The organism is Bacillus sp. FSL R5-0443 (genome assembly GCF_038608285.1).
Lineage (GTDB): Bacteria > Bacillota > Bacilli > Bacillales > Bacillaceae > Bacillus > Bacillus velezensis.
Genome location: NZ_CP152013.1, coordinates 2,027,727 through 2,051,654, shown reverse-complemented (window position 1 = coordinate 2,051,654; position 23,928 = coordinate 2,027,727). Strand labels below are relative to the sequence as shown.

Sequence of the window (23,928 nt, the reverse complement as noted above, 5' to 3'; positions counted from 1 at the left end):
TGCATGTTTCCTCAGTTAGCAGTCTTACGTTCGGGGCTTGTACCTTCTTCTTCCGCCCATGTTTCAATATGCTTGAGCTCCGGGGTATTCTCGGCTTTGAATACAGGATCAAGACCTTTTTTGCGCTGAGCGGCATAATCCTTATAGATCTTGTAGGCTACATTACTCAGCAGTAAAATTGCCACTAAGTTAATGAGAGCCAAGAGTCCCATAAACAAGTTTGCCATGTCCCAGACGATCTGGAAGTCAGCCAAACATCCGTACACCACCATCACTACAACGAATACGCGGTAAATATTAAGCCATGTTTTGCTTGTTTTAATAAATTCAATATTCGTTTCACCATAGTAATAGTTGCCGACAACAGAGCTGAATGCGAATAAAAACATCGCAATCGCAATAAATGTCGGCGCCCATCCGCCGAGGTGGTGCTGCAATGCGGCTTGTGTCACTTGGATGCCGTCGCCTTTAGGCGTAAAGCTGTACAATAAAATGATAAAGGCAGTCGATGTACAAACAATAAATGTATCAAAAAACACGCCGAGCGTCTGAATTAATCCCTGCTTAGCCGGATGCGACACATGTGCAGCCGCTGCGGCATTCGGCGCGCTTCCCATACCCGCTTCGTTTGAAAACAGGCCGCGCTGCGCACCGATAATAATGATGCTTCCTAAGCTTCCGCCGACGATCTGCTCAAGACCGAACGCATTTTTCACAATCGTCATAAGCAATTCAGGTACCGCTGTAATATTTACAATCACGACATACAGCGCGATCAGAATATACATACCCGCCATGACCGGAACGATTAATTGCGAAACGGAAACAACACGTTTCAGACCGCCGAATATAATGAAAGCCGTTAATACAGCTAAAATGATTGCGATAACTGTTTTATTCACATGGAATGCTTCGTCAAACGCCACAGAAATCGTATTTGACTGCACGGCGTTAAAGATAAGTCCGAAAGAAACGGTAATCAATACGGCGAATAAAATACCGAGCCAGCGGGCGCCCAGTCCCTTTGCCATGTAATATGCCGGACCGCCGCGGAATTCGTCACCGGAACGCACTTTATACAGCTGCGCCAAGGTGCTTTCCACAAAGCTGGAAGCCATACCGACAATCGCTACGATCCACATCCAAAATACTGCGCCTGGACCGCCTGTTGCAATCGCCAGCGCGACGCCGGTCAAGTTTCCGGTTCCGACACGAGAAGCGGCTGAGATAAAGAATGCCTGCATTGAAGACACTCCTTTATTTCCTTGCGGCTTCTCCCCGACGATTCTAAACATTTCAATAAAGTATTGGAATTGAATAAAGCGAAAACGGAACGTAAAGTACAATCCGATCCCGACTAAAATATAAACAAGATACTTCCAAATAAAATCATTTGGAACATTTATGATTTCACTGATGAAAGCCTCCATGTTTAACCTCCCTTTTACATATCTTTTACTGTCATTTTTGCTGCATATGTTAGATCTTTTAACACAACGAGTATTATTATATCACAACAACAGTGGTTGAGAAGTTTTTTTAAGAAAATGTTTCGGTTTCTACATCACGTCTTTTGCTGTCATGCCCCGTTTTTTATCTTACAGCCCGAAAAATGTTGTCACGCCATAAGGAATGCGTGCATATCATAACAAATAGGTCTTTAAGAAAAAAGAGATGAAAAGATGGATGGAATGGTATATACTTAACCAGGATAATAATTTTTTAAATTTAATAAATATGTTTACTTTACATTTAAATTAGGGTATTATAATAAAAATATTCAGACTTATGAAGGGGGGAGAACATTTGAAAAAAATCTTGTTTTTAAAAGCTTCTATTTTATTTTTAGCGATTGCAAGCTTTCATTTGCTCTCCATTCCCCATGCGTTCGATACTGCTCATCATTTTAAAGCGGTAGCCGACCAGCAGGAAATGCACGAAATGAAGGCCGGCCAAAATGCTGATGATGAGAAAAAATCGCTGACGGGCTCATATATCTTGACGGCGCTTTTTGCCGCTTCTGTCTCACTGATCGTGATATCAGACAGGAGACGCCCCGCTTCCCGGAGAAGACAGCGAAAGAAAAGCTTTTTAATCGCTAAATTTTATCAGTCCTCGTATTTCGATGAGCTTCATGTTCAACATCGCCTATCTATGTAACATAAAATGAGGAGGTTGTTAAACATGTTGTTTATCTTACGAATGGTGATTTTAGGGTTGTTTTCATTCACTGCATTGAATTTATTTGTATGGCAGGGAATCGAAGTCGTTCACGCTATCACTGACTTATTCGGCAGCCATGAAAGCTAAATAGTAAAACCTCCGCTCAATGAGCGGAGGTTTTTTTATTTTATTTTTACTCTTAAACATCAGACGCGGGGATACGCCATACATCTGTTACCGGCCCTGTCTCATCTTCATCGGTAAAGAAGGAGCCGTTGCTGTATCGGTCATTCGCCCGCAAGGACTTCACGGCGATTTCGATTCTCTCGCCTTTTTCTGTTTCCGCAGCGATCATGTCGGCTAAAGCGCACGCGAATACGCCGACTGCGCGATGCGGGTTCTTTTTAAGCTCACGCAGCATGATGACACCGCGCTTCGCCCTGGATGTTTTTTCGAATTCAGATAGGTTCATCCGCTTGATTGCTCCCCGCTGTGTGACAAGGACAAGCGAATCTGTCTCATGCAGGATTTGTCCTGATACGACGGTATCACCGTCTTTTACATTTATGCCCTTTACGCCGGCCGCACGGGCACCGACTACATTTACTTCATCTTCACCGAACCATAAACCATACCCGAGGCGAGTGGCGATAAACAGCTGGCTGCCGCCGTCTGTGACATGAACATCAATCAGCTCGTCGTCCCCTTTAAGGTTAAGGGCAACAAGCGCTTTCGAGTAACGCTGCGCTTTGTAATGCGTCATTTCAGTTCTTTTCACCATGCCGTTTTTCGTCATAAACAATAAATATGAAGATGGATCAAATTCTTTTACCGGTATAGCTTTCACGATGGTTTCATCACGGTCAATCGTGATGATGTTCGTTACGTGCTGCCCTATGTCTTTCCACCTGATATCGGGAAGCTGGTGAACCGGACAATAAACATAGCTTCCCTTATTGGTAAAGAGCAGGAGAACATCCGTTGTATTCATTTCAAATTGGTGAATCAGCCTGTCAGTATCCTTCATACCGAAATCCTGGCCGTTAGAAGCGGCAAATGACCGCTGACTTGTTCGTTTTACATAGCCGTCTTTTGTGACTGTCACATATACGTCCTCAGAGGCAACCATCACTTCAAGATTGATTTTAATTTCCTCAATCTTTTCTTCAATGACAGACCGTCTGCTGTCAGCATAGGTCTTTTTCAATTTTTTCAGGCTGCTTGTAATGACTTTTAACAGCTTTTTATCATGACTTAAAATGGCTTCGAGCTCCTGAATTTTCTTGCTGAGCTCTTCCGCTTCCTCTTTTAGCGCCGTAATATCCGTGTTTGTCAGACGATACAGCTGCAAGGATACGATCGCTTCGGCCTGCGGCTCCGTAAATGCGAATTTAGACATTACGTTTTGTTTCGCATCTTTCTTGTCGCTGCTTGCCCGGATGACGGCTATGACCTCATCTAACACAGACAGTGCCTTCATCAATCCTTCAACGATGTGGTGCCGCTCTTTTGCTTTTTGCAATTCAAAGACGGAGCGGTTTGTCACCACTTCCTTCTGATGGGAAATATACGCATCCAGGATGGCCGTAAGACTCATCAGCATCGGCCGGCGGTTATGTATGGCGACCATATTAAAGTTATATGTTGTCTGCAGATCAGTGTTTTTATATAAGAAATTCAAAATGCCTTTTGCATCGGCTTCTTTCTTTAACTCAACGACCACCCGAAGCCCCGTGCGGTCAGTTTCATCCCGGACTTCAGAAATACCTTCGACTTTTTTGTCGATGCGGTATTCGTCCATTTTCTTTACGAGATTGGCTTTGTTTACTTCATACGGAATTTCTGTAATGACGATCTGCTCCCGTCCGCCTCTTACGGATTCCACTTCAGCCTTGCCGCGGATAATAATTTTGCCTTTTCCGGTTTCATAAGCCTTCCGAATGCCGTCGACTCCTTGAATAATGCCTCCTGTCGGAAAGTCAGGCCCTTTAATCACCTGCATCAAGTCATCGACGGTGCAATCCGGAGATTCAATCCGTTTAATGACGGCATCAATGACCTCACCCAGATGATGAGGGGGAATATCAGTCGCATAGCCCGCTGAAATCCCGGTTGATCCGTTGACAAGCAAGTTAGGGAACATGGCGGGCAAAACAACCGGTTCTTTACTAGTGTCATCAAAGTTCGGGACGAATTCAACCGTATTTTTATCAATATCACGCAAAAGCTCGGACGCGATAGAAGATAATCTCGCTTCCGTATAACGCATGGCAGCCGGCGGATCACCGTCAATGCTTCCATTGTTGCCGTGCATCTCAATCAGCACATTCCGCACTTTCCAATCCTGGCTCATCCGCACCATCGCTTCATAAACAGAGCTGTCACCGTGCGGATGATAATTACCGATAACGTTTCCGACCGTTTTCGCCGCTTTACGGAAATTTTTATCGAATGTATTTCCGTCCGCGTGCATGGCGTATAAAATTCTCCGCTGCACCGGCTTTAAACCGTCACGAGCGTCGGGCAGCGCCCTGTCTTGAATAATGTATTTACTGTAGCGTCCGAAACGGTCGCCGATTACTTCTTCTAACGGTAAATCATGAAATAATTCTGGCTGTGCCACTATTAAACCTCCTCAGCGACCGACAAGTTTTCATTTTCTAAAATATTGCTTTCCTCATCTAATCCGAAGGCAACATTTTTTTCAATCCATTTTCTTCTCGGTTCTACTTTGTCTCCCATTAATGTCGTTACACGGCGCTCTACCCGTGCCGCATCGTCGATCTTGACTCTGACGAGCGTTCGCGATTCGGGATTCATCGTCGTTTCCCAGAGCTGGTCTGCGTTCATTTCTCCCAGACCTTTATAGCGCTGGATGGTATACCCTTTGCCGACTTTCTTTAAAACGCCGTCCATTTCTTCGTCGGACCAAGCATATTCAATAATCTCTTTCTTACCGCTTCCTTTGCTCACTTTGTAAAGAGGCGGAAGGGCGATGAAGACTTTTCCGTGCTCGATTAAAGGTTTCATATAGCGGTAGAAAAACGTTAACAGCAAGACTTGAATGTGCGCGCCGTCGGTATCCGCGTCCGTCATGATGATGATCTTGTCATAATTGATGTCGTCAATCTCAAAATCTGCGCCGACACCGCCTCCGATCGCATGAATAATCGTATTGATTTCTTCATTTTTGAAGATGTCTGCAAGCTTTGCTTTCTCTGTGTTGATGACCTTTCCGCGAAGGGGCAGCACGGCTTGGAATTTCCGGTCTCTTCCCTGTTTTGCAGAACCTCCCGCAGAGTCTCCCTCCACCAGATACAATTCATTCTTCGCCGGATTTCTGGAACCGGCCGGTGTGAGTTTTCCGCTCAGCGTCGCTTCTGATTTTTTGCGCTTTTTGCCGCTTCTCGCTTCTTCTCTCGCTTTACGGGCCGCTTCACGGGCCTGGCTTGCTTTAATCGCTTTTTTGACAAGCAGGGTTGCTGTATCGCGGTTTTCTTCCAGGAAATAAGCAAGATTCTCGGAAATGACGGCATCCGCGGCGGATCTCGCCTCACTTGTGCCAAGCTTCCCTTTCGTCTGGCCTTCAAATTGCAGCAGTTCCTCCGGGATACGCACGGAAATGATTGCGGACAAACCTTCCCTGATATCGGCGCCTTCAAGGTTCTTGTCTTTCTCTTTTAAAAGGGCGACCTTTCGCGCATACTCGTTAAACGCTCTTGTCATTGCCGTTTTGGCTCCTGATTCGTGGGTGCCGCCGTCCTTTGTTCTGACGTTATTAACGAATGACAGCATATTTTCTGAATACCCGTCATTAAACTGAAACGCGAAATCGACTTCAATGTCATGATGCTCGCCTTCAAAGGAAACCACTTCGCATAAAGCGTCTTTTTCCTCGTTTAGATAAGCGACAAATGCTTCAATTCCGTTCTCATAATAAAATACTTCTTTTACGCCGTTCCGTTCATCAATTAATTCTATTTTCAAACCTTTTAACAAGAAAGCCGATTCGCGCAGACGTTCTGACAGCGTGTCAAAATTATAAACCGTTGCGCTGAACATTGACGGATCAGGTTTAAAATGGGTAAGCGTTCCTGTTTTTTTGGTCGTTCCGATTTTTTCAAGTGAAGTCACGGGCTTGCCGCCGTTTTCAAACCGCTGTTTATACACATATCCGTCACGCTCAATAGTAACCGTCAGCCACTCCGATAATGCGTTTACGACAGATGCACCGACACCATGCAGACCGCCGCTTGTTTTATAGCCGCCCTGTCCGAATTTCCCCCCGGCATGCAGCACGGTGAAAATAACTTCCGGCGTCGGCTTTCCGAGCTTATGCATCCCGGTCGGCATTCCGCGTCCTCTGTCCTGTACGGAGATGCTGTTGTCCTTATGTATCGTTACGATAATATGATCTCCGTAGCCGGCAAGAACTTCATCGACGGAATTGTCGACGATCTCATATACCAGATGGTGCAGGCCGCGTGCGTCCGTCGAACCGATGTACATTCCCGGTCGTTTTCTGACGGCTTCCAGGCCTTCAAGCACCTGTATGGCATCTTCGTTGTAATCAAATTGCTGTTTTCTAGCCAAACGTACAAACCCCTTTCAAAAAACCTGCTCTTAATCATTCTCTTTTTTAAATGTTTTCATGTCTTTGTTTTTCAGTATGCGCAAGCTTCGGTCCAATTCTCCTCGGACTCACAATTATAACCAATATGCTTGATTTCGCAACATATTTAAGCGAATGGCTCGTTTTTTAGGCCGCAAGACATACATTCGAACGGCTTTTCATCTTTCTGGTGCCCTTTTCAGCGAATAAGAACATGAGTTCGCTTTCTATTATATAGCTTTATGCCGGCCATCGCAAACAGACTGTAAACCCCTGTATAAAGGGGTTTCTAAAAAAGCTGTTCATGCTTTATTGTATCTGTTTCATCATCATACGCAAAGAGTATTCTTTCAATAAAAAAGCAAAAACCCCTGATTTTCCAAGGATTTTTGCCTTTTTTGTTCCTATTTTATAACAGCGCGGGCGACTTTTATACATAAATCCATAACAGCCGTCCGTCCTTTGTCTGTAATCATGCGATACGCTTCTTCATTTGCAAGGCCCTGCTGCGCCCAAAAAACGGGAGCGTCCGTCTGTAAAAATTCTTCAGCGACGCCGGGAAGCTGCTCAGAGCGTCTGAACACATTCACGATATCAATCGGTCCCTCCACGTCTTTTAATGAAGCGACGGCTTTAACGCCAAGCGCCTCATCAATCGTTGGATTGACGGGAATAATTTCATACCCTTCATCCTGCATCGCTTTGGAAACCATGTAAGAAGTCCGGTCGGGACGGTCTGACAGCCCGACGACTGCGATCCGTTTGCTCCGATCCAGAATTTCTTTAATCTCTGATTTTGAAGGATTTTGCATCTTTACCATCTCCTTTTGATATATTGTACATGACCGCTTCGCCGGAATCAAAAAAAGCGCTTTGTCAGCTTAATTCTCAAAAAACTTGTCATCAGACGGTAACAACTCGTGTTAAAATAGAGTGAAGGGACATTGAAAAGGAGAAATGTAGATGTTGATTGCTTTATTGATTATTTTGGCCTATGTAATAGGCAGCATCCCGTCAGGTTTAATCGTAGGCAAACTTGCGAAAGGGATCGATATTAGAGAACACGGAAGCGGCAATTTGGGCGCTACAAATGCTTTTCGCACGCTTGGCGTTAAAGCGGGATCTGTTGTCATCGCAGCCGATATTTTAAAAGGCACCTTGGCCGCGGCGCTCCCATATTTACTGCACGTCCCCATTCATCCTCTTCTCGCAGGGGTGGCAGCAGTAATCGGCCATGTATTCCCCGTGTTCGCAAAGTTTAAGGGAGGCAAAGCCGTAGCCACATCAGGGGGCGTCCTGCTGTTTTATGCTCCGCTGTTATTCGTTACGATGGTTGCAGTATTTTTCGTATTTTTATTCCTTACGAAATTTGTTTCTCTGTCTTCAATGTTAACAGGGATTTATACGATTATTTACTGTCTGTTTGTAAAAGACCCTTATTTATTAGTCGTAGTGACGCTCTTGACTGCGTTTGTTATCTACAGACACAGGGCAAACATCAAAAGGATTATAAACAAAACAGAACCGAAGATTAAATGGTTTTGATGAAACTTCAATTTTGACATCAAAATGCCATATGCGTTTATAATAGAGATAATTTCTTTATATGAGAAACAAAAAGGGAGTGTTCCGGATGAACATGAAAGTAACGAAAGGCGCGCTGGATTGGTACAAAGAAGAGCTCGATCTGGAAACAGGCGACCATGTCCGTTTCTTTGTCCGTTACGGGGGATGCAGCAACGTTCAGAAAGGCTTTTCTCTCGGCATTTTAAAAGACCGGCCGATGAACATCGGCACCAGCACGGAAGTTGAAGGCATTACCTTTTTTATTGAAGAAAGCGACTTATGGTACTTTGATAATCACGATTTGTCAGTCACATATTCAGATCAGGCAGAAGAGCCGGTATTTGATTACGTGTAAGAAAAAAGAACGCAGCGGATGCGTTCTTTTTTTACAGCCTGAACCTTTTGAGATGATCAGTCAGACGTTCTTTTTCTAATATGCTTCTTTGCGTTTCACCGAGCAGGTCAAAGTGGGGAAATTCATTTTTATGGTGAATCCACTCCGGCTTCAGCCCGTATTCCGCTCCCCATCTGATCAGTTTATTGAGATCGCTTGAACCGGCCTTCGTCACGGTCTTAGCCTCCGGAAAACGGTCATCCAGCCAGTAATGCGTTAAAAAAGCGATTTTGCCTTCCGATACATCCCGCTTCCATCTTTCCAGTTCCTTGCGCGTAATTCCAAATGCCATAACTGCAGCCGCTCCTTATTTTTTTGCCTTTTCGTAAGCGGCATGCCAATCAGGAAAAGCCTTGCGAAACTGAATCGGTTTGAAGCTCTCTTTATCAACGCATATATGAGAGGATGTCGCTTTGATGGCAAGTTCTTGATCCGGATTATAGATGTGGTAGCCGTAAACGGTTTTAAATCCGTTATATTCTTCAATCCAAGTATGTACGACAGCCGTTTCTCCGTAGCGGAGCGGCTTTTTATAAGAAATGCTGATATCCAATACAGGGGACAGCACTCCTCTATCTTCCATATCCTTGTAAAGGAATCCGAGTTCCTTAATCAGCGCCGTTCTGCCGACCTCCATCCAGACTAAGTAATTGGCATGATAGACGATACCCATTTGATCTGTTTCCGCATAACGCACTTCTATTTCTTTTTTTGACACATGCAACGTTCTCTGCTCCCTTATTATCAGATTAGCCCCATTTTATCACAACGAGCCGGAAAGAGAAAAAAACCAGGTTTCCCTGGTTTTTATTATGATTGATAGCCGTTTTCTCTTGCAGCCGATTCATCCTGGATTTCACTGCGGAACGATTCAATGCTTTCATTGCGTCTGGCATTCTTCTCTTGAATGCGCTGTTTTTCCTCATCTGTCGCAAATTCCATTGATTCTTTGGCTTCTTCTATATTTTCAATTGTATTCTGCACCATATCCTGCAGCTTTTCAACGTTATCGGAACGGTCATCCGGATTCGGTTTTTGATAATTGTTTGTCATAATGTCTGCTCTCCTTTGATGATGTTATTCGCCTTTCGTCTGCATGACAATCGGATGTCCGTTTGACTTGTCATGAAACTTTTCCCCTTTGTTGCGTTTATATTTAACGGGTTTTGTCCCTAAGTGGCTCGGAGCGTATTGCGGCTGGCCGTCTTTCTTGTTTATGCCCATGTTCATCCCTCCTTAAGAGTATATTTTGCAAAAGGAGGTGCAAACATGACTGCAAATTAAAGGTTATTTTTGTTTGAACCGCTGCTCCAGCTTTTCTTCAAGCTGATTCAAATATTCCGTATTGGTCATCAGCTCACGTTTATTTTCCATAACCAATTCATGAAAAGAACGTTTTCGCATTTTTTTCAATCTTCTCACCTCCGTGTTTTCATTCATTTTTTCCAATTTTTCAAAACCTAAGCCCTTCACAATAAAAAAACTGAACCTCTATTTGAGATCCAGTTTTTCTTTCATTTCTTTTTTTGTCATCGTGCCTACGCGAATATGCTGAATGGTTCCTTTTTCGTCTAATATGTATGTTGTCGGATAAGAAAGCACGTTGAAATCTCCGTTAATTCCGCTTTTGTCAATCAGAATAGGAAAGGTCAGCTGATAATGATCAGCAAATGATTTCACAGCCTGTATATTTTTTTCAGAGGATGTAAAATTAACGGCTGCTACCGCAATATCAGGATATTCTTTCTGCAGCTCCTGCATATCGGGCATTTCCATTCGGCACGGCTTGCACCACGTCGCCCAGAAATTGAGGAGCACTTTTTTTCCTTTATAATCAGAAAGGGAGATACTTTTTCCTGACAAGGTATCAAGTGTAAAGTCAGGGGCTTTCATCCCTTCTTCCGTCCCTTCTTTCGGACTTTTTTGTACAGAATAAATGTTCCAGCCCGCATACACTAACAACCCGATAAGTAACATTCCGCCCAGCCATTTCGCAAGCATCTCAAGGCCTCCCGCATAAAAAGAGAGAAAGCAGACTGCTTTCTCTCCTTTGTTCATACTGCTACTGTTTCATTTTATCGCGAAGCACCATTTGTAAAATGCCGCCGTGGCGATAGTAATCAATTTCCACTTCACTGTCAAAACGGACAACAACTTCAAATGTTTTTACCTTACCGTCTTCACTGATTGCTCTGACAGTCAGCAAGTCGCGCGGACGTACAGATTCATCAACATCCACCTCGATGACTTCCTTACCGGTTAAGCCGAGTGTATCCGCGTTTTCACCCTGTTTGAACTGAAGCGGCAGCACACCCATGAAGACGAGGTTGCTTCTGTGAATTCTTTCAAAGCTTTCGGCAATGACTGTTCTGATGCCGAGCAGGTTTGTTCCTTTTGCAGCCCAGTCACGTGAAGAGCCCATTCCGTAATCTTTTCCGGCCAGGACGACAAGACCCGTTTTATCATCTTTATACCGCATGCAGGCATCATAAATAGATGTCACTTCCCCGGTAGGCCAATGTGTTGTGTATCCGCCTTCTGTACCCGGTGCGATTTGGTTTTTAATGCGGATATTGGCGAATGTTCCTCTCATCATGACTTCATGGTTTCCGCGGCGTGAGCCGTAAGAGTTAAAGTCACGAGGAGAAACGCCTTTTTCCTGCAGGTATTTGCCCGCCGGTGTGTCTTTTCCGATCGCTCCGGCCGGAGAAATGTGGTCAGTCGTCACAGAATCGCCGAATTTGCCGACAACGCGAAGTCCTCTTAAAGGCTCAACTTTTCCCGGCTCTACAGACATTTCCTCAAAGAACGGCGGGTTTTGAATGTAAGTGGAATCCTGATCCCACTTGTACAGCGCTTCATCCGTCGTTTCGATTTCGTTCCAGCGCTGGTTGTCGTCAAATACCGTTTCATACTCTTTGCGGAATAATTCCGGCGTAACAGTCTGTTTGACGAGAGAATTGATTTCATCCATGGACGGCCAGATGTCATCGAAATAAACATTTTGTCCGTCATTTCCGACACCGATCGGATCCGTTTTCAGGTTGATATTCACAGTGCCTGCTAATGCGTATGCGACAACAAGCGGAGGTGACGCAAGGTAGTTTCCTTTGACAAGCGGATGGATCCGGCCTTCAAAGTTTCTGTTACCTGACAAGACAGAAGTGATCAAGAGATCATTTTTAGCAACCGCTTCTTCAATCTCTGGAGAAAGCGGGCCGGAGTTCCCGATACATGTCGTACAGCCATACCCTACGAGGTTAAAGCCGAGCTCCTTCATGTAAGGAAGCAGGCCTGAGTTGACTAAGTATCCAGTAACAACCTTAGACCCCGGTGCAAGTGATGTTTTAACATAATTCGGCACTTTCAAGCCTAATTCTACCGCTTTTTTGGCTACCAATCCGGCACCGATTAATACATAAGGGTTTGATGTATTCGTACAGCTTGTAATAGCAGCGATTGCAATCGCCCCCGTTTTCATAACCGCATCTTCGCCGCTGTTAAGTTTAAATGAAATTTCTTTGTTCTCTTCAGCAGCATCCGCTCCGAATCCTTGGTTGCCGGCCGGGCTGACAAGATGTTTTTTAAACGTTTCCTGCATAACGGAAAGCGGGATTAAATCCTGCGGACGTTTCGGTCCTGAAAGGTTCGCTTCAATTTTTGACAGATCAATTTCCACAACGTCTGTAAAAATCGGCTCTTCCGCGTCAGGCGTATAGAATAAACCGTTGTTGCGGCAGTATGCTTCCACAATATCGATCTGCTCTTCTTCACGGCCGGTCAGACGCAGGTAAGAAAGTGCTTCCTCGTCAACCGGGAAGAATCCGCAAGTCGCTCCGTATTCCGGCGCCATATTGGCAATAGTCGCCCGATCCGCAAGCGGAAGCTCAGCAACACCAGGACCGAAGAATTCAACAAATTTATTGACTACGCCTTTTTCGCGCAGCACTTGAGTGACTTTCAGCGCCAAGTCAGTCGCCGTCGTTCCGTTAGGCAATTTTCCGACAAGTTTCGCGCCGATGACCTCAGGAACAGGGAAATATGAAGGCTGGCCGAGCATTCCCGCTTCCGCCTCAATACCGCCGACACCCCAGCCGAGGACGCCGATTCCGTTAATCATTGTTGTATGGGAATCTGTTCCCACCAATGTATCAGGATATGTCACAAGTTCTCCGTCTTCCTCTTTCGTATGAACGACACTTGCCAAAAACTCAAGGTTTACCTGGTGAACGATACCTGTTGCAGGCGGAACGGCCTGATAATTGTTAAACGCTTTCTTTGCCCAGCTTAAAAATTTATAACGTTCTGCATTTCTTTCGAATTCTAAGTCCATATTAATGGCTAACGCGTCTTCCGTACCGGCTTTGTCGACTTGTACGGAGTGGTCAATGACCAGGTCAACCGGAATTTCAGGATTGATTTTATCAGGGTCTCCGCCGACAGAAGCCATGGCTTTTCTTAAAGATGCCAGGTCAACTACGGCCGGAACGCCGGTAAAGTCCTGTAGAATAACCCGTGACGGTTTAAACGGCACATCGATATCTTTTAATTCAGCAGTACCCCATCTTGCTAAATTTTCAACATGTTCTTTTGTAATGACGCGTCCGTCTACCTGACGCAAAACGGATTCCAAAAGAACCTTAATAGAATAAGGAAGTTTTGAAACATTGCCGACCCCTGCGTCTTCCAATGCTTTTAATGAATAGTAGTTGTATGTTTTCCCATTTGAAGAAAATGTTTTTCTTGCTTGGAAAACGTCTTGTGTTGCGACTTTTTGCTGATTTGTCATTCTCCAAAATCCCCCTTCAATGATCAAGATCGTTCTTTAGATGAATGTTCACATTCCATCACAATTTTCTCACAATTTCATCTTAGTATAAAATCATACATAAGTAAATATCAATGTTTTTATTAAATACAATAAGATCGTCTTATCAGCATGATTTTCGGTAAATTTTGTCCGATTTTCCGCCTCATACAACGGGCTGTAAAGAGCCATATTAATGTTGAGGTGATGATCATGGTAAAACGGAAAGCCAATCATGTCATTAACGGCATGAATGATGCGAAAAGCCAAGGCAAAGGCGCGGGTTATATAGAAAATGACCAGCTCGTCCTGACGGAAGAAGAACGGCAGAACAATAAAAAAAGAAAAACAAACCAATAGCCGGAACACCTTAAAAAGGAGGCTTTAACATGACAAATAAAAATACGAGTAAAGATATGCATAAAAATGCTCCGAAGGGCCATAACCCCGGCCAGCCGGAACCGCTGAGCGGAAGCAAAAAAGTGAAAAACCGCAACCATACAAGACAAAAACATAATACAAGCCACGATATGTAAAACAGACCCCGGGTCTGTTTTTTTGTGCCATTCACCCATTCAAAGCTTCTGCATACGTTATAGCAAGGCTTTTTAATATGGAGGGATGCTTCCATGAATCACTCAAAAAACGCTGAAGAATTTGATGATACGGAAGAATGGCTGCGGCAGTTTTACGAGGACCCGTATGCTTGGTATGACGAGACGCTGCCGATCGATCTATATGAAACAAGCCGTCAATATATCATTGAAGCCGACCTGACGATGCTGAAGCAGGTGCAAGCGATAACCGTCACTCTTTCGGGGAATGAATTTATGCTCTCTGTTAAAACGCTTGAACGGACGTTAAACAAACAAATGGTGCTTCCTTTTTATCTGAATGACAAACATATTTTCACTGATTTCACCAACCATATTCTGACCGTCTCCATGAACAAGGAGCCAAATGAGACTCCTGCCTCATTTTCCTTTCAATTTCCTCTATAACATAAAAAAAGCCGCTTTCATCCCTCAATGGAAGCGGCTTTTTTGTCCGGTCATATCAGTCATATACCCTCAAAGTGAATCTCCCATGGCCAAATAGCAGAATCACTATACGATAGAATATGTTCTAGCAACCGTAATGACTGGACATCTATCATTTTTTCTATTCTTTTTTTCATGTGTTCTTCTATTCTGTCTTCGTTTACAATATGGTTAAAGTAAGGAGGAGATAGAACAATGCTGGAAGGCTGGTTTATGTGGTTTATTTTATTTTGGGTCATCGTGATGATCGGATTGCTGTCTATCGGCGGGTTTTTTATGTTTCGAAAATTTTTAAAACGCTTACCGAAAGAAGACGGCCGGTCAGAACTGGATTGGCAGGACTATTATATTGAAAAAAGCAGGCACTTATGGAATGAGGGTGACAAGGCGTTTTTGGATGAATTGGTCGCCCCCGTGCCGGAGCTCTTTCGGGATGTAGCCAAAGCGAAAATCGCCGGAAAAATCGGTGAACTTTCCTTAGCGGAGGAAGCTGAACAAATAAACCGTGATTTAATCATCAGGGGTTACATACTGGCCACTCCTAAGCGTGATCATCAATTTTTAAAAAAGCATCTCCGTGAAAAACAGATTGATCTTACTCCTTATCAAGCCCTGCTCAAATAAAAAACCTTTCCGGCGGACGGAAAGGTTTTAATTCATCTGAATATCAGCGGTCTTCAGTTCATTCGAAAGTTTGCGGTAAGACAAAAACATCGCGATGCGCCACGGGACAATCATTCCGAAAGCCAGAATCCAAAACATTCCGCTTAAAGCTCCGTAATCAATCGTCGTGCTCAAAATGGATTTCATAGCGATTCTGATAACCAGGAGACCAATCAGGATAAACACAAACGCTTTTGACCGTTTTAAATAGATTTCATTATTTTTAATCTCAAATTTAGATGTTTTAATCAGAAAAATAGAGAAGATCACGCCCAGCGTAATGGCCTCCAAAAATTCTTCGCCCGTCACTCTGAAAATCGGAAAAAGGAACATAAGCGCTCCCGTACTCATGAAAATCGGCGGGAGAATTATTTTTTTAGGTGAAGCGGGCTTGTCGGAGGATTTAATCCTGACGATCATCACGGAAATTGCCATGGCCGCTGCAATAACGGATGAAACTATAATCATCATCTTTATCATTCCTTTGCTTGCACGGAGTTTGATACTATATACTATACTCCAAAAACATAAAAAAAACCAATTTGAAAAGAGAACACGTTTACGTTCCCGTTACCCGGCCTACGGCCTCCAGCACTTTAGATGCTTCAAACGGTTTAACGATAAAGTCTTTAGCGCCTAATTCAATCGCTTCCAGAACGATCCGCTGCTGCCGCATGGCGGTACACATAATGATCCGGGCTTTCGGGTCAAAAGCTAAAATATCCTGCAGGGCCTGTATACCGTTTTTGACCGGCATGGTAATATCCATTGTCACCAGGTCGGGACGGATTTTTTGATATACTGACAGGGCTTCCTCACCGTCAGCCGCTTCCCCGGCAACTGTGTAATTCGCCGATTCCAGAATCTCTCTGATTTTCACCCTCATGAACTTGGCGTCATCTACAACTAAAACTCGTGTCATATTCCCCTCCACATATTTAACATTAACTAGTCTTATTGTACCAAAAACAAAAGGGTATATAATAGTTCAAAAGTTATTAATCCGTTACAGACCGGTAAATCCTCCGAAAAGATTTGACAGAACGATCAGAATGTAGCTCATCCAGTTAAAAAACAGCATAACTCCGATCAGAATCATAAGAATGCCGCCGATTTTCATGATAAGCAGCTGATGCTTGCGAATCCAATTCATTCTGGTAATAAAAAATGAAAGAACAAGAAAAGGAATCGCAAATCCGAGAACATATAAAAACATATACGGCACTGCTGAAGAAGGATTTGTATTGGCCAGCGAAAACACGGCTCCTAAAATAGGCCCGCTGCACGGCGACCAGCCGGCTGCAAACGCAAGACCGATCAGAACCGAACCGATAAACCCCTCCGGACGGCGCTTAAAGTGAATGCGCCGCTCTTTCATCATGAATTTCGGCTGAAACACACCGGCAGTAATCAGCCCGAAAAGGATCAGCATGATAGCACCAAACTGGCGGATCGCTTCATGATATTGGGTAAAAAAACTGCCGATAAACGAAGTTCCATATCCCAATGCGATAAAAATCACGGAGAAACCAAGCAAAAAACAAAGTGTATGCACAAGGCCACGCTTTTGCAGCATCACCTTTTCTGTTTTCACCTCGTCCATACTGACACCAGTTATGTAAGATAAAAAGGCGGGGTACAACGGCAGACAGCATGGAGAAATGAAAGACAGAAATCCGGCCCCAAACGTCAGAAAGTAATTAAAACTCACGATGACACACTCCCTTCGAGTTATGACAAAATCATTTCATTTTTTTAACACTTTTCCGAGAAGGATTACTTTTTATAGAAAAAGCTTATATAATTTAATTTGACATCGAGATATTATACTCCTTCTTATTTGAAAAACAGTATAAATGTGGATATAATAATAGCGACTCAGGTGAAAGATTTATGTATGAAAGGATATATCCCTGTGATTAGAGAGCATCTATTAAATGAAATTGAAAAAAAACGGGCAGAGCTGCTTAAAATCGTCATGACAAACGGAATGACATCAAACATTACGATAGAACTCAGCCAGGAGCTTGACCACCTTCTCATACAATACCAAAAAGAACTGCACACCGGCAGTTGGGGTGAAACATGACGCCAAAATAAAAAACCCTCTCCGGGTTTTTTATTTTTATAACCATGTATCTCTATATCATAATCTGTACGTATTATTTCGCTTGATTATTCATGGCTTTCATCATTTGATTAATTTTCTTTTGAGAAGGTTTCATTCCCATTTGCATCATCATCATGCGTAACATTTGTTCATTAATAGGCGGATTCTTTTTCAAATAGCTCATCATATATTTACGAGCAATAAAAAACCCGAGTGCAACACCTATGAGCAATGCGACAACGCCCACTAGGATGCCAACCCATAAAGTCATTTTATTTCCTCCTTCATGTTGTCTAGTTTAAAGTGTACTAAACCAAAGGCTATTATACAACATTTACATCTCTTTTTCCTCGTTTTTAGACAAAATTTCTTTCTCTGACCGGATTTAACCACCCGTAGCGCCGTGTCTTGAAATCCATTGCAAGAAAACAGGGGCTGATTTTACGCAGAATCTCAAAGAAAATCGTTTCCGCCTCATAATCTCCCGAAGCCGCAATCTCAATTAAACTGTCTTTCATCATGAAGGTGGCGCGGCCCTTTTCTCCGGGCAGTGTAAGCCGGTAAATGGAATCCAAACGGCTGTAACTCATTCGGTTTAAATGCAGCTGGAGACGCTGATGCATATGTATCACCGGAATCGGTTCCGTTATATATTGAACTTGCTTTTCTGTCATTTGATATTCCTGGGGTGTCAGGTCTGTCCAATGATAGTCTCGAAACAACTCAAACATAGCCGTTTCCCGCCCGAAGTAGTGGTTCGCAAACTCATCCTTTATCAGGTGTGTATAGTAATGACGTTCCATTTCCTCATCCCCTTTTACAGCGCTTCGTTATTGCTTTCTATTATACAAAAGGAGAAAAGAAAGAATTGTCTATTACTGTTACGCCGCCCCTTCTATTTTTGTCGCATAAACAGGAAAAAGAGGATGATTTGACTCATCCTCTTTTGTCTCGTTATTTGTTTAAAAGTTTTTTCACGCGGTCAACCACGTTTTCTGCAGTAAACCCGTATTCTTTCATAATTGTTTCTCCCGGAGCTGAAGCACCGAAACGGTCAATTGCGAGAACGTCTCCTTCAAGACCGGTAAATTTGCCCCATCCGAAGCTTGAACCCATTTCGATCGCAAGACGTTTCGTCACATTCGGAGGAAGCACGCTGTTTTTGTACTCGGCCGATTGTTTTTCAAAGCGGTCCCAGCTCGGCATGCTGACTACAGATACGTGAATGTTTTCTTCAGCCAGTTTCGCTTGAGCTTCGATCGCAAGTCCGACTTCAGAACCTGTCGCTAAAAGAAGAGCGGCCGGTGATTCCGTTTGGGCTTTGGAAACGATATAAGCCCCTTTTTCCACGCCCGCATACGCTTCTTCAGCCTGCTGATCAATCGTCGGCAGGTTTTGGCGTGTCAATACAAGAGCTGTCGGATGATCTTGGCTTTGAACGGCAACCTTCCATGCAGCTGCGGTTTCATTTCCGTCAGCAGGTCTGATCACAGAAAGGTTAGGAAGTGCGCGTAAAGAAGCAAGCTGCTCAATCGGTTCGTGAGTCGGCCCGTCCTCTCCTACGGCAATACTGTCATGCGTGAATACATAAGTGACGGGAAGACCCATCAATGACGCCAGGCGAATGGCAGGTCTTAAATAATCAGAGAACACAAAGAATGTGCCGCCGAATACGCGGAGGCCGCCGTGAAGCGCCATTCCGTTTAATGCAGCGCCCATCGCAAATTCACGGACACCGAACCAGAAGTTTTTCCCGGCGTAGTCTTTGGCCGTGAAGTCTCCTCCATTTTTGATTGTCGTTTTATTTGAACCCGCAAGGTCAGCAGATCCCCCGACAAAGAAAGGAATTTTCTTAGCGATCCCGTTCAGCACCTCACCTGAAGATGCGCGGGAAGCAAGGCTGCTGCCTTTTTCATAAACGGGAACTTCCTGATCCCAGTCTTTAGGAAGCTCGCCTTTCATTCCGAGTGACAGCTGTTCAGCAAGCTCAGGATATTTTTCTTTATAAGCCGCGAACAGCTCATTCCATTCCTGTTCTTTTTTCGAGCCTGCTTCTTTTACAGCTTGATTGAAATGCCCGTATACTTCTTCCGGAACATAAAAATCTTCTTCAAACGTCCAAGCATACGCTTCTTTTGTCAGCTTGCTCTCTTCTTGTCCTAACGGAGCGCCGTGAACGCCGGATGTGCCCGCGCGGTTTGGAGAACCGAAACCGATTGTCGTTTTCACTTCGATCAAAGTCGGTTTTTTATCATTCTGGCGCGCTTTTTCAATTGCAGCCGTCAATTCAGCGATGTTGTTTCCATCCTCAACATAAAGAACTTCCCAGTTCATTGCTTCAAAACGCTGCTTTACATTTTCAGAGAAAGAACGGTCTAAATCTCCGTCTAAGGAAATGTCATTAGAATCGTATAATACGATCAGGCGGCCTAATTCAAGATGGCCTGCAAGAGAAGCGGCTTCGGAAGAAATGCCTTCCATTAAATCGCCGTCTCCGCAAATACTGTATGTATAATGATCAACTACGTTGAATGAATCACGGTTATATGTCTCAGCCAGATGGCGTTCTGCAATTGCCATTCCCACTGCCATTGCAATACCCTGCCCAAGCGGCCCGGTCGTAGCGTCTACTCCGGCTGTGTGCCCGAACTCCGGATGTCCCGGTGTTTTGCTTCCCCATTGACGGAACTGTTTCAAGTCTTCAATGCTGAGGTCATATCCGCTTAAATGCAGCATGCTGTATAAAAGCATTGAACCGTGGCCTGCTGATAAAACAAAGCGGTCGCGGTTAAACCAGCCCGGATTCTGCGGGTTTACATTCATAAATTTCGTCCACAGCGTATATGCCATCGGAGCGGCTCCCATCGGCATGCCCGGATGTCCGGAATTCGCTTTTTCAATTGCGTCTATAGATAGTGTACGAATGGTGGCAACTGATTTCTTTTCAATTGTATCCATTATAATCCCCTTCCTTATTGTTGTACCTTTTCATCATAAAGCGATGCTGACTTTTTCTCAACTCTTTCAGCTTAAATTTGAGATAAACTTGTTGAAAATTGTCGTAAAGCACATCCTGATATTAGTATATACGAAAAAAGAATACGTATTGCCGTATTCTTTCTGTTTAATGAAGATTATTTTTCTGTTGTTCTCTTTTTAATTTTTCAGGGGTGACATCGTTGCCTTCCGGATCAATCACTTTTACGCTCTTTAACGTATTTTTCATTGAGGAGCGGAATCCTTTCAAATACTCCTGGCGAAGCTTTTGCTGTTCAGCTTTTTCCTCATCCGTTATCGTGTTTGATTTAGCTTTTTGAGCCAATTCATTAATTCTTGCGATTTTTTCTTTAGAAATCATAATAAGCTCCTTTGGCGCGTGTTGATTATATACTACTAAAACGCAGTCTTTTTTACAACTGATGCGCGTCAGCTGCCTTCTGTGTCTGCGGTATATTCCTGAAACCGCCGGTGAACCGTGGCTTTGGACACATCGTAGCCGAATCCCCTTAAGGTCGCTGCGATTTCTGCAAAGGTAAGCTTGTTGGCTCTCAGCCTGATAATTTCCGAAACCGGAACCTCTTTTTTTTCTTTTCCGCTGTTTTCATGTCTGTTTTTCAGATTCCGTTCAGGTTTGTAGCCGTTTTTCACGGCTCTTTTCATTCCCCGCCGGATTTTCATATTGTGAATTTTCCTTTGATATTCCTCAACAATACTGACGATTTCGAGTACCATCGAATCAGCTTCGGAAAGCTCCAGTTCACCTTTATGAGCCGTCGTATATATTTTTACGTTCTCCCTGTAAATGCAATGTAAAAGCGCAATCTTGGCGTTTCCTCTTCCCAATCTCGTTTCGTCCTGCACCAATATCGCGTCAATATGTGATTTTTTAATTTCATCAAGCATTTCAAATACTCCGTCGCGGTCCATTTCGTAACCGCTGGCTTTCTCAGAAATGACTTTCACGACTTCCATGCCGTTTGCAGCAGCGATCTCACTGAGCTCCTCTTCCTGTCTTTTTAATGACGTTTGCTGCTGTTCTTTGTTTGTGCTTACGCGGGCATAAATGAGCGCCTTCATTTCTCTCTTTCCTCTCTAATTGACAATGGCCAGCTGATATACGGCCGGATGCTTTTTCTTAACCGGAAGAATAAGTTCGTCTCCGGGCTTTATATCAGCAGTTTGGAGATGATTATTCTCCGTCACCCATTCAATGAAATCTTCTTTATTAATGTGTTTCTTTTCTGCTACATGATCCGCAAGTGACCAGAGTGTATCGCCGTCCTGAACCTTTATTTTAACATATTGGCTGAGGGACTGATCATTTCCCGCACATGAGACAAGTAAAATAGCGGCACTTAAAATCGCAGTAAACAGTCCGACAAATATAATAGATTCTTTCGCCATGTAAACAACCTCCGATAAGAATGTTTGTTCGCTTTTTATACCTTTCAGTATATACGAACAAACGTTTCTGTCAATCGTTTTTTTCGAACCTATGTTTGTACTGTCAGGAAAATCATGCTATAATCTACTTAAAATCGACGTTTTGAGGTGCGAAATATGACGAAGCTATCAAAAAGGCAGCTTGATATCCTGCGTTTTATTAAAGAAGAGGTAAAAACGAAAGGATATCCGCCTTCTGTAAGAGAGATAGGAGAAGCAGTAGGACTGGCTTCCAGTTCAACCGTGCACGGCCATTTGGCGCGGCTGGAGACAAAAGGCCTGATCAGACGGGACCCAACTAAACCGAGGGCGATTGAGGTATTGGATGAAGAAGAAGTCCAAATTCCGAAAAGCCAGGTCGTAAACGTTCCGGTCATCGGGAAAGTGACGGCGGGTATTCCGATTACGGCTGTTGAAAATATCGACGAGTATTTTCCGCTTCCTGACCGGATGGTTCCTCCGGGCGAACATGTCTTTATGTTAGAAATCATGGGAGAAAGTATGATTGACGCCGGTATTTTTGACAAAGATTACGTCATTGTCAAACAGCAGAACACGGCCAATAACGGAGAAATCGTCGTAGCTATGACCGAAGATGATGAAGCGACGGTCAAGCGCTTCTATAAAGAAGACAATTATGTGCGGCTGCAGCCGGAAAATCCGACGATGGAGCCGATTATCCTGCAAAACGTAAGCATTTTGGGGAAAGTTATCGGCGTATTCAGAGCCGTACATTAATTCTATTAAACTTCATTTATCGTAAAAAACCCCTCTGTAAGGGGTTTTTTTGCATAAAAAAAAGCAGATTCGCCCTGGCTTAAGAAACGAATCTGCTAAGGAGGAAAAACTTACATTCTTATTATCCGACATCACACTTTTGAAGTCAACTAATAATGTTTCCCTCGAGAAACTTTTCATTCTTTTTTCAACTTTGTATATTTGTGCGTGATGAATTTACTTTTGTTTATGTTTTTTTTGGACGGGTGCATTAAAATTTATATATGAATATTTAGTACATAGTACAATAAGTTATATTTAAATATAAAAAAACCCGCTGCCTTTAGCGAGTATCTATTTTCAATCAAAATGATAATACTCTACACCGTAAAACCCTTTAATATAGACGGGGCCACAGACGTTTGAAGAACTTTCAACCAGAATTCTGTATTTGTGATACGGATCAATTGATTTTTTATCCTGGGCACTGAGGTTTAACCAGCTGCCGCTGTAGTTTTTAGAACTTAATGTATAAAAATTCCCGTTCAGCGCCATCCGCTGGAGTTTCATGCTTAAACCGCACGAAGAGTTGTTCATTATGGTGAACTTATATCCTAAATAGTAATCGTCGGCAGCTACAGCCCCCGGATTTTCAATATGAAACTCTTTTGCATTTCCCTCCAAAGTGAAGCTTGTTTTTGATCCGAATTCAGTGGTAGCCGCTTCAGCTGAGTGTATTCCGCTAAAACATAATAAAAAAACAGCAATACATATCCAGTATTTTTTCATTTGCATCCCCCTTTTTACATATTTTAACTTGCGAATCCTGTGATGTCTATTCACATTTTATTAAAACGTATGCTTTATAACCACTATATACCAGTTTAAAAATTTGCGGATTGCTTACAATGAATACTAAACGAAATAACGAAGGTGGTTCAAATGAAACACGTAATTGCTTTCGCTTCTAAAACGGCGCTCACACTTGCTTTACTGTACATTGTTTTGGATCTTATGTACCAAGTAACCTTTTTAAACGTTCTGTTTATTACAGTGATCTTAAGTTTAATCACTTATTTTGCGGGTGATTGCATGATTCTGCCGAGAACAAGCAATTTCACAGCCGTTGCAGCTGATTTCGGAATTTCATTCATTATATTATGGATATTCCTTATGAACATTGGCGGATTTAATGTCTCTCCTGCCGCGGCATCGGTTATCTCTGCACTTTGCATTTCTGTTTTTGAGGCATTTTTTCACCGGTATTTGCAGCAATATGTACTTCCCGAAGATTATCAGGACACAACAGAGACGGATAGCACGCTATGGAGCTATCAAATCGAGGCGTCTGAAGAATTAGTGCCGGAAAAAGACCCTCAGGAAAAAACATAAAAAGGAGGCGCAATCGCCTCC

32 protein-coding genes are annotated in these 23,928 nt (G+C 43.4%); 11 read left to right on the top strand and 21 right to left on the bottom strand.

The window, feature by feature from the left end:
• Positions 1 to 11: 11 nt before the first annotated feature.
• The gene (locus NYE28_RS10380; protein ID WP_015239933.1) at positions 12 to 1,430 is read right to left on the bottom strand and encodes an alanine/glycine:cation symporter family protein; all 1,419 of its coding nucleotides are present in this window, start codon (positions 1,428 to 1,430) and stop codon (positions 12 to 14) included.
• 376 nt (positions 1,431 to 1,806) lie between these two features.
• Between NYE28_RS10380 and NYE28_RS10375 the strand changes: the two genes are divergently transcribed.
• Both NYE28_RS10375 and NYE28_RS10370 read left to right on the top strand, forming a co-directional pair.
• Positions 1,807 to 2,160, top strand: a complete 354-nt coding sequence (locus tag NYE28_RS10375; RefSeq protein WP_003153956.1) for a hypothetical protein — start codon at positions 1,807 to 1,809, stop codon at positions 2,158 to 2,160.
• 24 nt (positions 2,161 to 2,184) lie between these two features.
• Complete coding sequence (locus NYE28_RS10370; RefSeq protein WP_013352436.1) at positions 2,185 to 2,310, top strand: hypothetical protein; 126 nt, start codon at positions 2,185 to 2,187, stop codon at positions 2,308 to 2,310.
• A 52-nt stretch (positions 2,311 to 2,362) separates the two neighbouring features.
• Here the strand turns inward: NYE28_RS10370 and parC are convergent, their stop codons facing one another.
• The 3 genes from parC to NYE28_RS10355 form a co-directional block, all read right to left on the bottom strand.
• Positions 2,363 to 4,786: a DNA topoisomerase IV subunit A gene (gene parC, locus NYE28_RS10365; RefSeq protein WP_160223082.1), complete on the bottom strand. Its 2,424-nt coding sequence runs from the start codon at positions 4,784 to 4,786 to the stop codon at positions 2,363 to 2,365.
• Between the two features lie 2 nt (positions 4,787 to 4,788).
• Positions 4,789 to 6,756, bottom strand: coding sequence for a DNA topoisomerase IV subunit B (gene parE, locus NYE28_RS10360; RefSeq protein WP_007611767.1), 1,968 nt, complete (start codon positions 6,754 to 6,756; stop codon positions 4,789 to 4,791).
• 423 nt (positions 6,757 to 7,179) lie between these two features.
• Positions 7,180 to 7,587, bottom strand: coding sequence for a CoA-binding protein (locus tag NYE28_RS10355; RefSeq protein ID WP_007410316.1), 408 nt, complete (start codon positions 7,585 to 7,587; stop codon positions 7,180 to 7,182).
• Between the two features lie 151 nt (positions 7,588 to 7,738).
• Here NYE28_RS10355 and plsY point away from each other — a divergent pair, with 151 nt between their 5' ends.
• Positions 7,739 to 8,320 (top strand): glycerol-3-phosphate 1-O-acyltransferase PlsY, encoded by a 582-nt coding sequence (gene plsY / locus NYE28_RS10350; protein ID WP_007410317.1) that lies wholly within the window; start codon positions 7,739 to 7,741, stop codon positions 8,318 to 8,320.
• Between the two features lie 88 nt (positions 8,321 to 8,408).
• Positions 8,409 to 8,696 carry a HesB/YadR/YfhF family protein gene (locus tag NYE28_RS10345; RefSeq protein ID WP_007410318.1) on the top strand — a complete coding sequence of 96 codons (288 nt, stop codon included), beginning with the start codon at positions 8,409 to 8,411 and terminating at the stop codon, positions 8,694 to 8,696.
• Between the two features lie 31 nt (positions 8,697 to 8,727).
• Here the strand turns inward: NYE28_RS10345 and NYE28_RS10340 are convergent, their stop codons facing one another.
• The 7 genes from NYE28_RS10340 to acnA form a co-directional block, all read right to left on the bottom strand.
• Positions 8,728 to 9,027, bottom strand: coding sequence for a hypothetical protein (locus NYE28_RS10340; RefSeq protein ID WP_003153968.1), 300 nt, complete (start codon positions 9,025 to 9,027; stop codon positions 8,728 to 8,730).
• 15 nt (positions 9,028 to 9,042) lie between these two features.
• Positions 9,043 to 9,459 carry a YbgC/FadM family acyl-CoA thioesterase gene (locus NYE28_RS10335; protein ID WP_003153973.1) on the bottom strand — a complete coding sequence of 139 codons (417 nt, stop codon included), beginning with the start codon at positions 9,457 to 9,459 and terminating at the stop codon, positions 9,043 to 9,045.
• A gap of 86 nt (positions 9,460 to 9,545) precedes the next feature.
• Positions 9,546 to 9,788, bottom strand: coding sequence for a small acid-soluble spore protein Tlp (gene tlp, locus NYE28_RS10330; RefSeq protein WP_007410320.1), 243 nt, complete (start codon positions 9,786 to 9,788; stop codon positions 9,546 to 9,548).
• 24 nt (positions 9,789 to 9,812) lie between these two features.
• Positions 9,813 to 9,959 carry an acid-soluble spore protein N gene (locus NYE28_RS10325; protein WP_003153977.1) on the bottom strand — a complete coding sequence of 49 codons (147 nt, stop codon included), beginning with the start codon at positions 9,957 to 9,959 and terminating at the stop codon, positions 9,813 to 9,815.
• A 63-nt stretch (positions 9,960 to 10,022) separates the two neighbouring features.
• Positions 10,023 to 10,148, bottom strand: a complete 126-nt coding sequence (locus tag NYE28_RS10320; RefSeq protein WP_012117651.1) for an FbpB family small basic protein — start codon at positions 10,146 to 10,148, stop codon at positions 10,023 to 10,025.
• A gap of 78 nt (positions 10,149 to 10,226) precedes the next feature.
• A complete protein-coding gene (locus NYE28_RS10315; RefSeq protein ID WP_003153980.1) occupies positions 10,227 to 10,736 on the bottom strand; it encodes a redoxin domain-containing protein in 510 nt (169 codons plus the stop codon).
• A 61-nt stretch (positions 10,737 to 10,797) separates the two neighbouring features.
• The gene (acnA, locus tag NYE28_RS10310; protein WP_342490473.1) at positions 10,798 to 13,524 is read right to left on the bottom strand and encodes an aconitate hydratase AcnA; all 2,727 of its coding nucleotides are present in this window, start codon (positions 13,522 to 13,524) and stop codon (positions 10,798 to 10,800) included.
• A 231-nt stretch (positions 13,525 to 13,755) separates the two neighbouring features.
• Between acnA and sspO the strand changes: the two genes are divergently transcribed.
• The 4 genes from sspO (at position 13,756) to NYE28_RS10290 (ending at position 15,206) form a co-directional block, all read left to right on the top strand.
• On the top strand, positions 13,756 to 13,902 hold the full coding sequence (gene sspO / locus NYE28_RS10305) for an acid-soluble spore protein SspO (protein WP_003153982.1): 147 nt from the start codon (positions 13,756 to 13,758) through the stop codon (positions 13,900 to 13,902).
• Positions 13,903 to 13,931: 29 nt separating this feature from the next.
• Positions 13,932 to 14,078, top strand: coding sequence for a small acid-soluble spore protein P (locus tag NYE28_RS10300; RefSeq protein ID WP_003153984.1), 147 nt, complete (start codon positions 13,932 to 13,934; stop codon positions 14,076 to 14,078).
• A 93-nt stretch (positions 14,079 to 14,171) separates the two neighbouring features.
• Entirely contained in the window at positions 14,172 to 14,543 is a 372-nt protein-coding gene (locus NYE28_RS10295; protein WP_015239929.1) for an Hsp20/alpha crystallin family protein, read from the top strand.
• Between the two features lie 234 nt (positions 14,544 to 14,777).
• Positions 14,778 to 15,206 (top strand): DUF2621 domain-containing protein, encoded by a 429-nt coding sequence (locus NYE28_RS10290; protein ID WP_007410325.1) that lies wholly within the window; start codon positions 14,778 to 14,780, stop codon positions 15,204 to 15,206.
• Between the two features lie 27 nt (positions 15,207 to 15,233).
• On the opposite strand, the gene NYE28_RS10285 is transcribed toward NYE28_RS10290, so the two are convergent.
• From NYE28_RS10285 to NYE28_RS10275, 3 genes are all read right to left on the bottom strand, one after another.
• On the bottom strand, positions 15,234 to 15,725 hold the full coding sequence (locus NYE28_RS10285; RefSeq protein ID WP_139325315.1) for a CcdC family protein: 492 nt from the start codon (positions 15,723 to 15,725) through the stop codon (positions 15,234 to 15,236).
• Between the two features lie 79 nt (positions 15,726 to 15,804).
• Entirely contained in the window at positions 15,805 to 16,167 is a 363-nt protein-coding gene (locus tag NYE28_RS10280; RefSeq protein ID WP_033574804.1) for a response regulator, read from the bottom strand.
• A gap of 84 nt (positions 16,168 to 16,251) precedes the next feature.
• A complete protein-coding gene (locus tag NYE28_RS10275) occupies positions 16,252 to 16,959 on the bottom strand; it encodes a cytochrome c biogenesis protein CcdA (protein ID WP_088056486.1) in 708 nt (235 codons plus the stop codon).
• Between the two features lie 201 nt (positions 16,960 to 17,160).
• Between NYE28_RS10275 and NYE28_RS10270 the strand changes: the two genes are divergently transcribed.
• On the top strand, positions 17,161 to 17,334 hold the full coding sequence (locus NYE28_RS10270) for an aspartyl-phosphate phosphatase Spo0E family protein (RefSeq protein ID WP_012117647.1): 174 nt from the start codon (positions 17,161 to 17,163) through the stop codon (positions 17,332 to 17,334).
• Between the two features lie 73 nt (positions 17,335 to 17,407).
• On the opposite strand, the gene NYE28_RS10265 is transcribed toward NYE28_RS10270, so the two are convergent.
• From NYE28_RS10265 to yneA, 6 genes are all read right to left on the bottom strand, one after another.
• Complete coding sequence (locus NYE28_RS10265; protein WP_003153994.1) at positions 17,408 to 17,626, bottom strand: YneF family protein; 219 nt, start codon at positions 17,624 to 17,626, stop codon at positions 17,408 to 17,410.
• Positions 17,627 to 17,711: 85 nt separating this feature from the next.
• Positions 17,712 to 18,158 (bottom strand): sporulation inhibitor of replication protein SirA, encoded by a 447-nt coding sequence (gene sirA, locus NYE28_RS10260; protein WP_003153995.1) that lies wholly within the window; start codon positions 18,156 to 18,158, stop codon positions 17,712 to 17,714.
• 151 nt (positions 18,159 to 18,309) lie between these two features.
• On the bottom strand, positions 18,310 to 20,313 hold the full coding sequence (gene tkt / locus NYE28_RS10255) for a transketolase (RefSeq protein WP_032865999.1): 2,004 nt from the start codon (positions 20,311 to 20,313) through the stop codon (positions 18,310 to 18,312).
• Positions 20,314 to 20,479: 166 nt separating this feature from the next.
• Entirely contained in the window at positions 20,480 to 20,713 is a 234-nt protein-coding gene (locus tag NYE28_RS10250) for a DUF896 domain-containing protein (RefSeq protein ID WP_003153997.1), read from the bottom strand.
• A gap of 68 nt (positions 20,714 to 20,781) precedes the next feature.
• On the bottom strand, positions 20,782 to 21,432 hold the full coding sequence (locus tag NYE28_RS10245; RefSeq protein ID WP_003153998.1) for a recombinase family protein: 651 nt from the start codon (positions 21,430 to 21,432) through the stop codon (positions 20,782 to 20,784).
• Between the two features lie 15 nt (positions 21,433 to 21,447).
• The gene (gene yneA / locus NYE28_RS10240) at positions 21,448 to 21,759 is read right to left on the bottom strand and encodes a cell division suppressor protein YneA (RefSeq protein WP_003154001.1); all 312 of its coding nucleotides are present in this window, start codon (positions 21,757 to 21,759) and stop codon (positions 21,448 to 21,450) included.
• Positions 21,760 to 21,915: 156 nt separating this feature from the next.
• On the opposite strand from yneA, the gene lexA reads away from it, so the two are divergent.
• On the top strand, positions 21,916 to 22,536 hold the full coding sequence (gene lexA / locus NYE28_RS10235) for a transcriptional repressor LexA (protein ID WP_007611720.1): 621 nt from the start codon (positions 21,916 to 21,918) through the stop codon (positions 22,534 to 22,536).
• Positions 22,537 to 22,875: 339 nt separating this feature from the next.
• Here the strand turns inward: lexA and NYE28_RS10230 are convergent, their stop codons facing one another.
• Positions 22,876 to 23,304 (bottom strand): hypothetical protein, encoded by a 429-nt coding sequence (locus NYE28_RS10230; RefSeq protein WP_094031735.1) that lies wholly within the window; start codon positions 23,302 to 23,304, stop codon positions 22,876 to 22,878.
• Positions 23,305 to 23,457: 153 nt separating this feature from the next.
• Between NYE28_RS10230 and NYE28_RS10225 the strand changes: the two genes are divergently transcribed.
• The gene (locus tag NYE28_RS10225) at positions 23,458 to 23,907 is read left to right on the top strand and encodes a YndM family protein (protein WP_052827479.1); all 450 of its coding nucleotides are present in this window, start codon (positions 23,458 to 23,460) and stop codon (positions 23,905 to 23,907) included.
• Positions 23,908 to 23,928 lie beyond the last annotated feature (21 nt).

Coding starts and splice junctions, on each gene's coding strand:
- sspO (WP_003153982.1), top strand. CDS start 13,756: ATGGTAAAACGGAAAGCCAATCATGTCATTAACGGCATGAATGATGCG.
- NYE28_RS10280 (WP_033574804.1), bottom strand. CDS start 16,167: ATGACACGAGTTTTAGTTGTAGATGACGCCAAGTTCATGAGGGTGAAA.
- NYE28_RS10355 (WP_007410316.1), bottom strand. CDS start 7,587: ATGCAAAATCCTTCAAAATCAGAGATTAAAGAAATTCTGGATCGGAGC.
- NYE28_RS10300 (WP_003153984.1), top strand. CDS start 13,932: ATGACAAATAAAAATACGAGTAAAGATATGCATAAAAATGCTCCGAAG.
- yneA (WP_003154001.1), bottom strand. CDS start 21,759: ATGGCGAAAGAATCTATTATATTTGTCGGACTGTTTACTGCGATTTTA.
- NYE28_RS10265 (WP_003153994.1), bottom strand. CDS start 17,626: ATGACTTTATGGGTTGGCATCCTAGTGGGCGTTGTCGCATTGCTCATA.
- sirA (WP_003153995.1), bottom strand. CDS start 18,158: ATGGAACGTCATTACTATACACACCTGATAAAGGATGAGTTTGCGAAC.
- NYE28_RS10245 (WP_003153998.1), bottom strand. CDS start 21,432: ATGAAGGCGCTCATTTATGCCCGCGTAAGCACAAACAAAGAACAGCAG.
- NYE28_RS10285 (WP_139325315.1), bottom strand. CDS start 15,725: ATGATAAAGATGATGATTATAGTTTCATCCGTTATTGCAGCGGCCATG.
- lexA (WP_007611720.1), top strand. CDS start 21,916: ATGACGAAGCTATCAAAAAGGCAGCTTGATATCCTGCGTTTTATTAAA.
- NYE28_RS10380 (WP_015239933.1), bottom strand. CDS start 1,430: ATGGAGGCTTTCATCAGTGAAATCATAAATGTTCCAAATGATTTTATT.
- NYE28_RS10345 (WP_007410318.1), top strand. CDS start 8,409: ATGAACATGAAAGTAACGAAAGGCGCGCTGGATTGGTACAAAGAAGAG.
- NYE28_RS10230 (WP_094031735.1), bottom strand. CDS start 23,304: ATGAAAAAATACTGGATATGTATTGCTGTTTTTTTATTATGTTTTAGC.
- NYE28_RS10295 (WP_015239929.1), top strand. CDS start 14,172: ATGAATCACTCAAAAAACGCTGAAGAATTTGATGATACGGAAGAATGG.
- NYE28_RS10315 (WP_003153980.1), bottom strand. CDS start 10,736: ATGCTTGCGAAATGGCTGGGCGGAATGTTACTTATCGGGTTGTTAGTG.
- NYE28_RS10340 (WP_003153968.1), bottom strand. CDS start 9,027: ATGGCATTTGGAATTACGCGCAAGGAACTGGAAAGATGGAAGCGGGAT.
- NYE28_RS10225 (WP_052827479.1), top strand. CDS start 23,458: ATGAAACACGTAATTGCTTTCGCTTCTAAAACGGCGCTCACACTTGCT.
- plsY (WP_007410317.1), top strand. CDS start 7,739: ATGTTGATTGCTTTATTGATTATTTTGGCCTATGTAATAGGCAGCATC.
- acnA (WP_342490473.1), bottom strand. CDS start 13,524: ATGACAAATCAGCAAAAAGTCGCAACACAAGACGTTTTCCAAGCAAGA.
- NYE28_RS10370 (WP_013352436.1), top strand. CDS start 2,185: ATGTTGTTTATCTTACGAATGGTGATTTTAGGGTTGTTTTCATTCACT.
- NYE28_RS10250 (WP_003153997.1), bottom strand. CDS start 20,713: ATGATTTCTAAAGAAAAAATCGCAAGAATTAATGAATTGGCTCAAAAA.
- NYE28_RS10325 (WP_003153977.1), bottom strand. CDS start 9,959: ATGGGCATAAACAAGAAAGACGGCCAGCCGCAATACGCTCCGAGCCAC.
- NYE28_RS10290 (WP_007410325.1), top strand. CDS start 14,778: ATGCTGGAAGGCTGGTTTATGTGGTTTATTTTATTTTGGGTCATCGTG.
- tlp (WP_007410320.1), bottom strand. CDS start 9,788: ATGACAAACAATTATCAAAAACCGAATCCGGATGACCGTTCCGATAAC.
- tkt (WP_032865999.1), bottom strand. CDS start 20,313: ATGGATACAATTGAAAAGAAATCAGTTGCCACCATTCGTACACTATCT.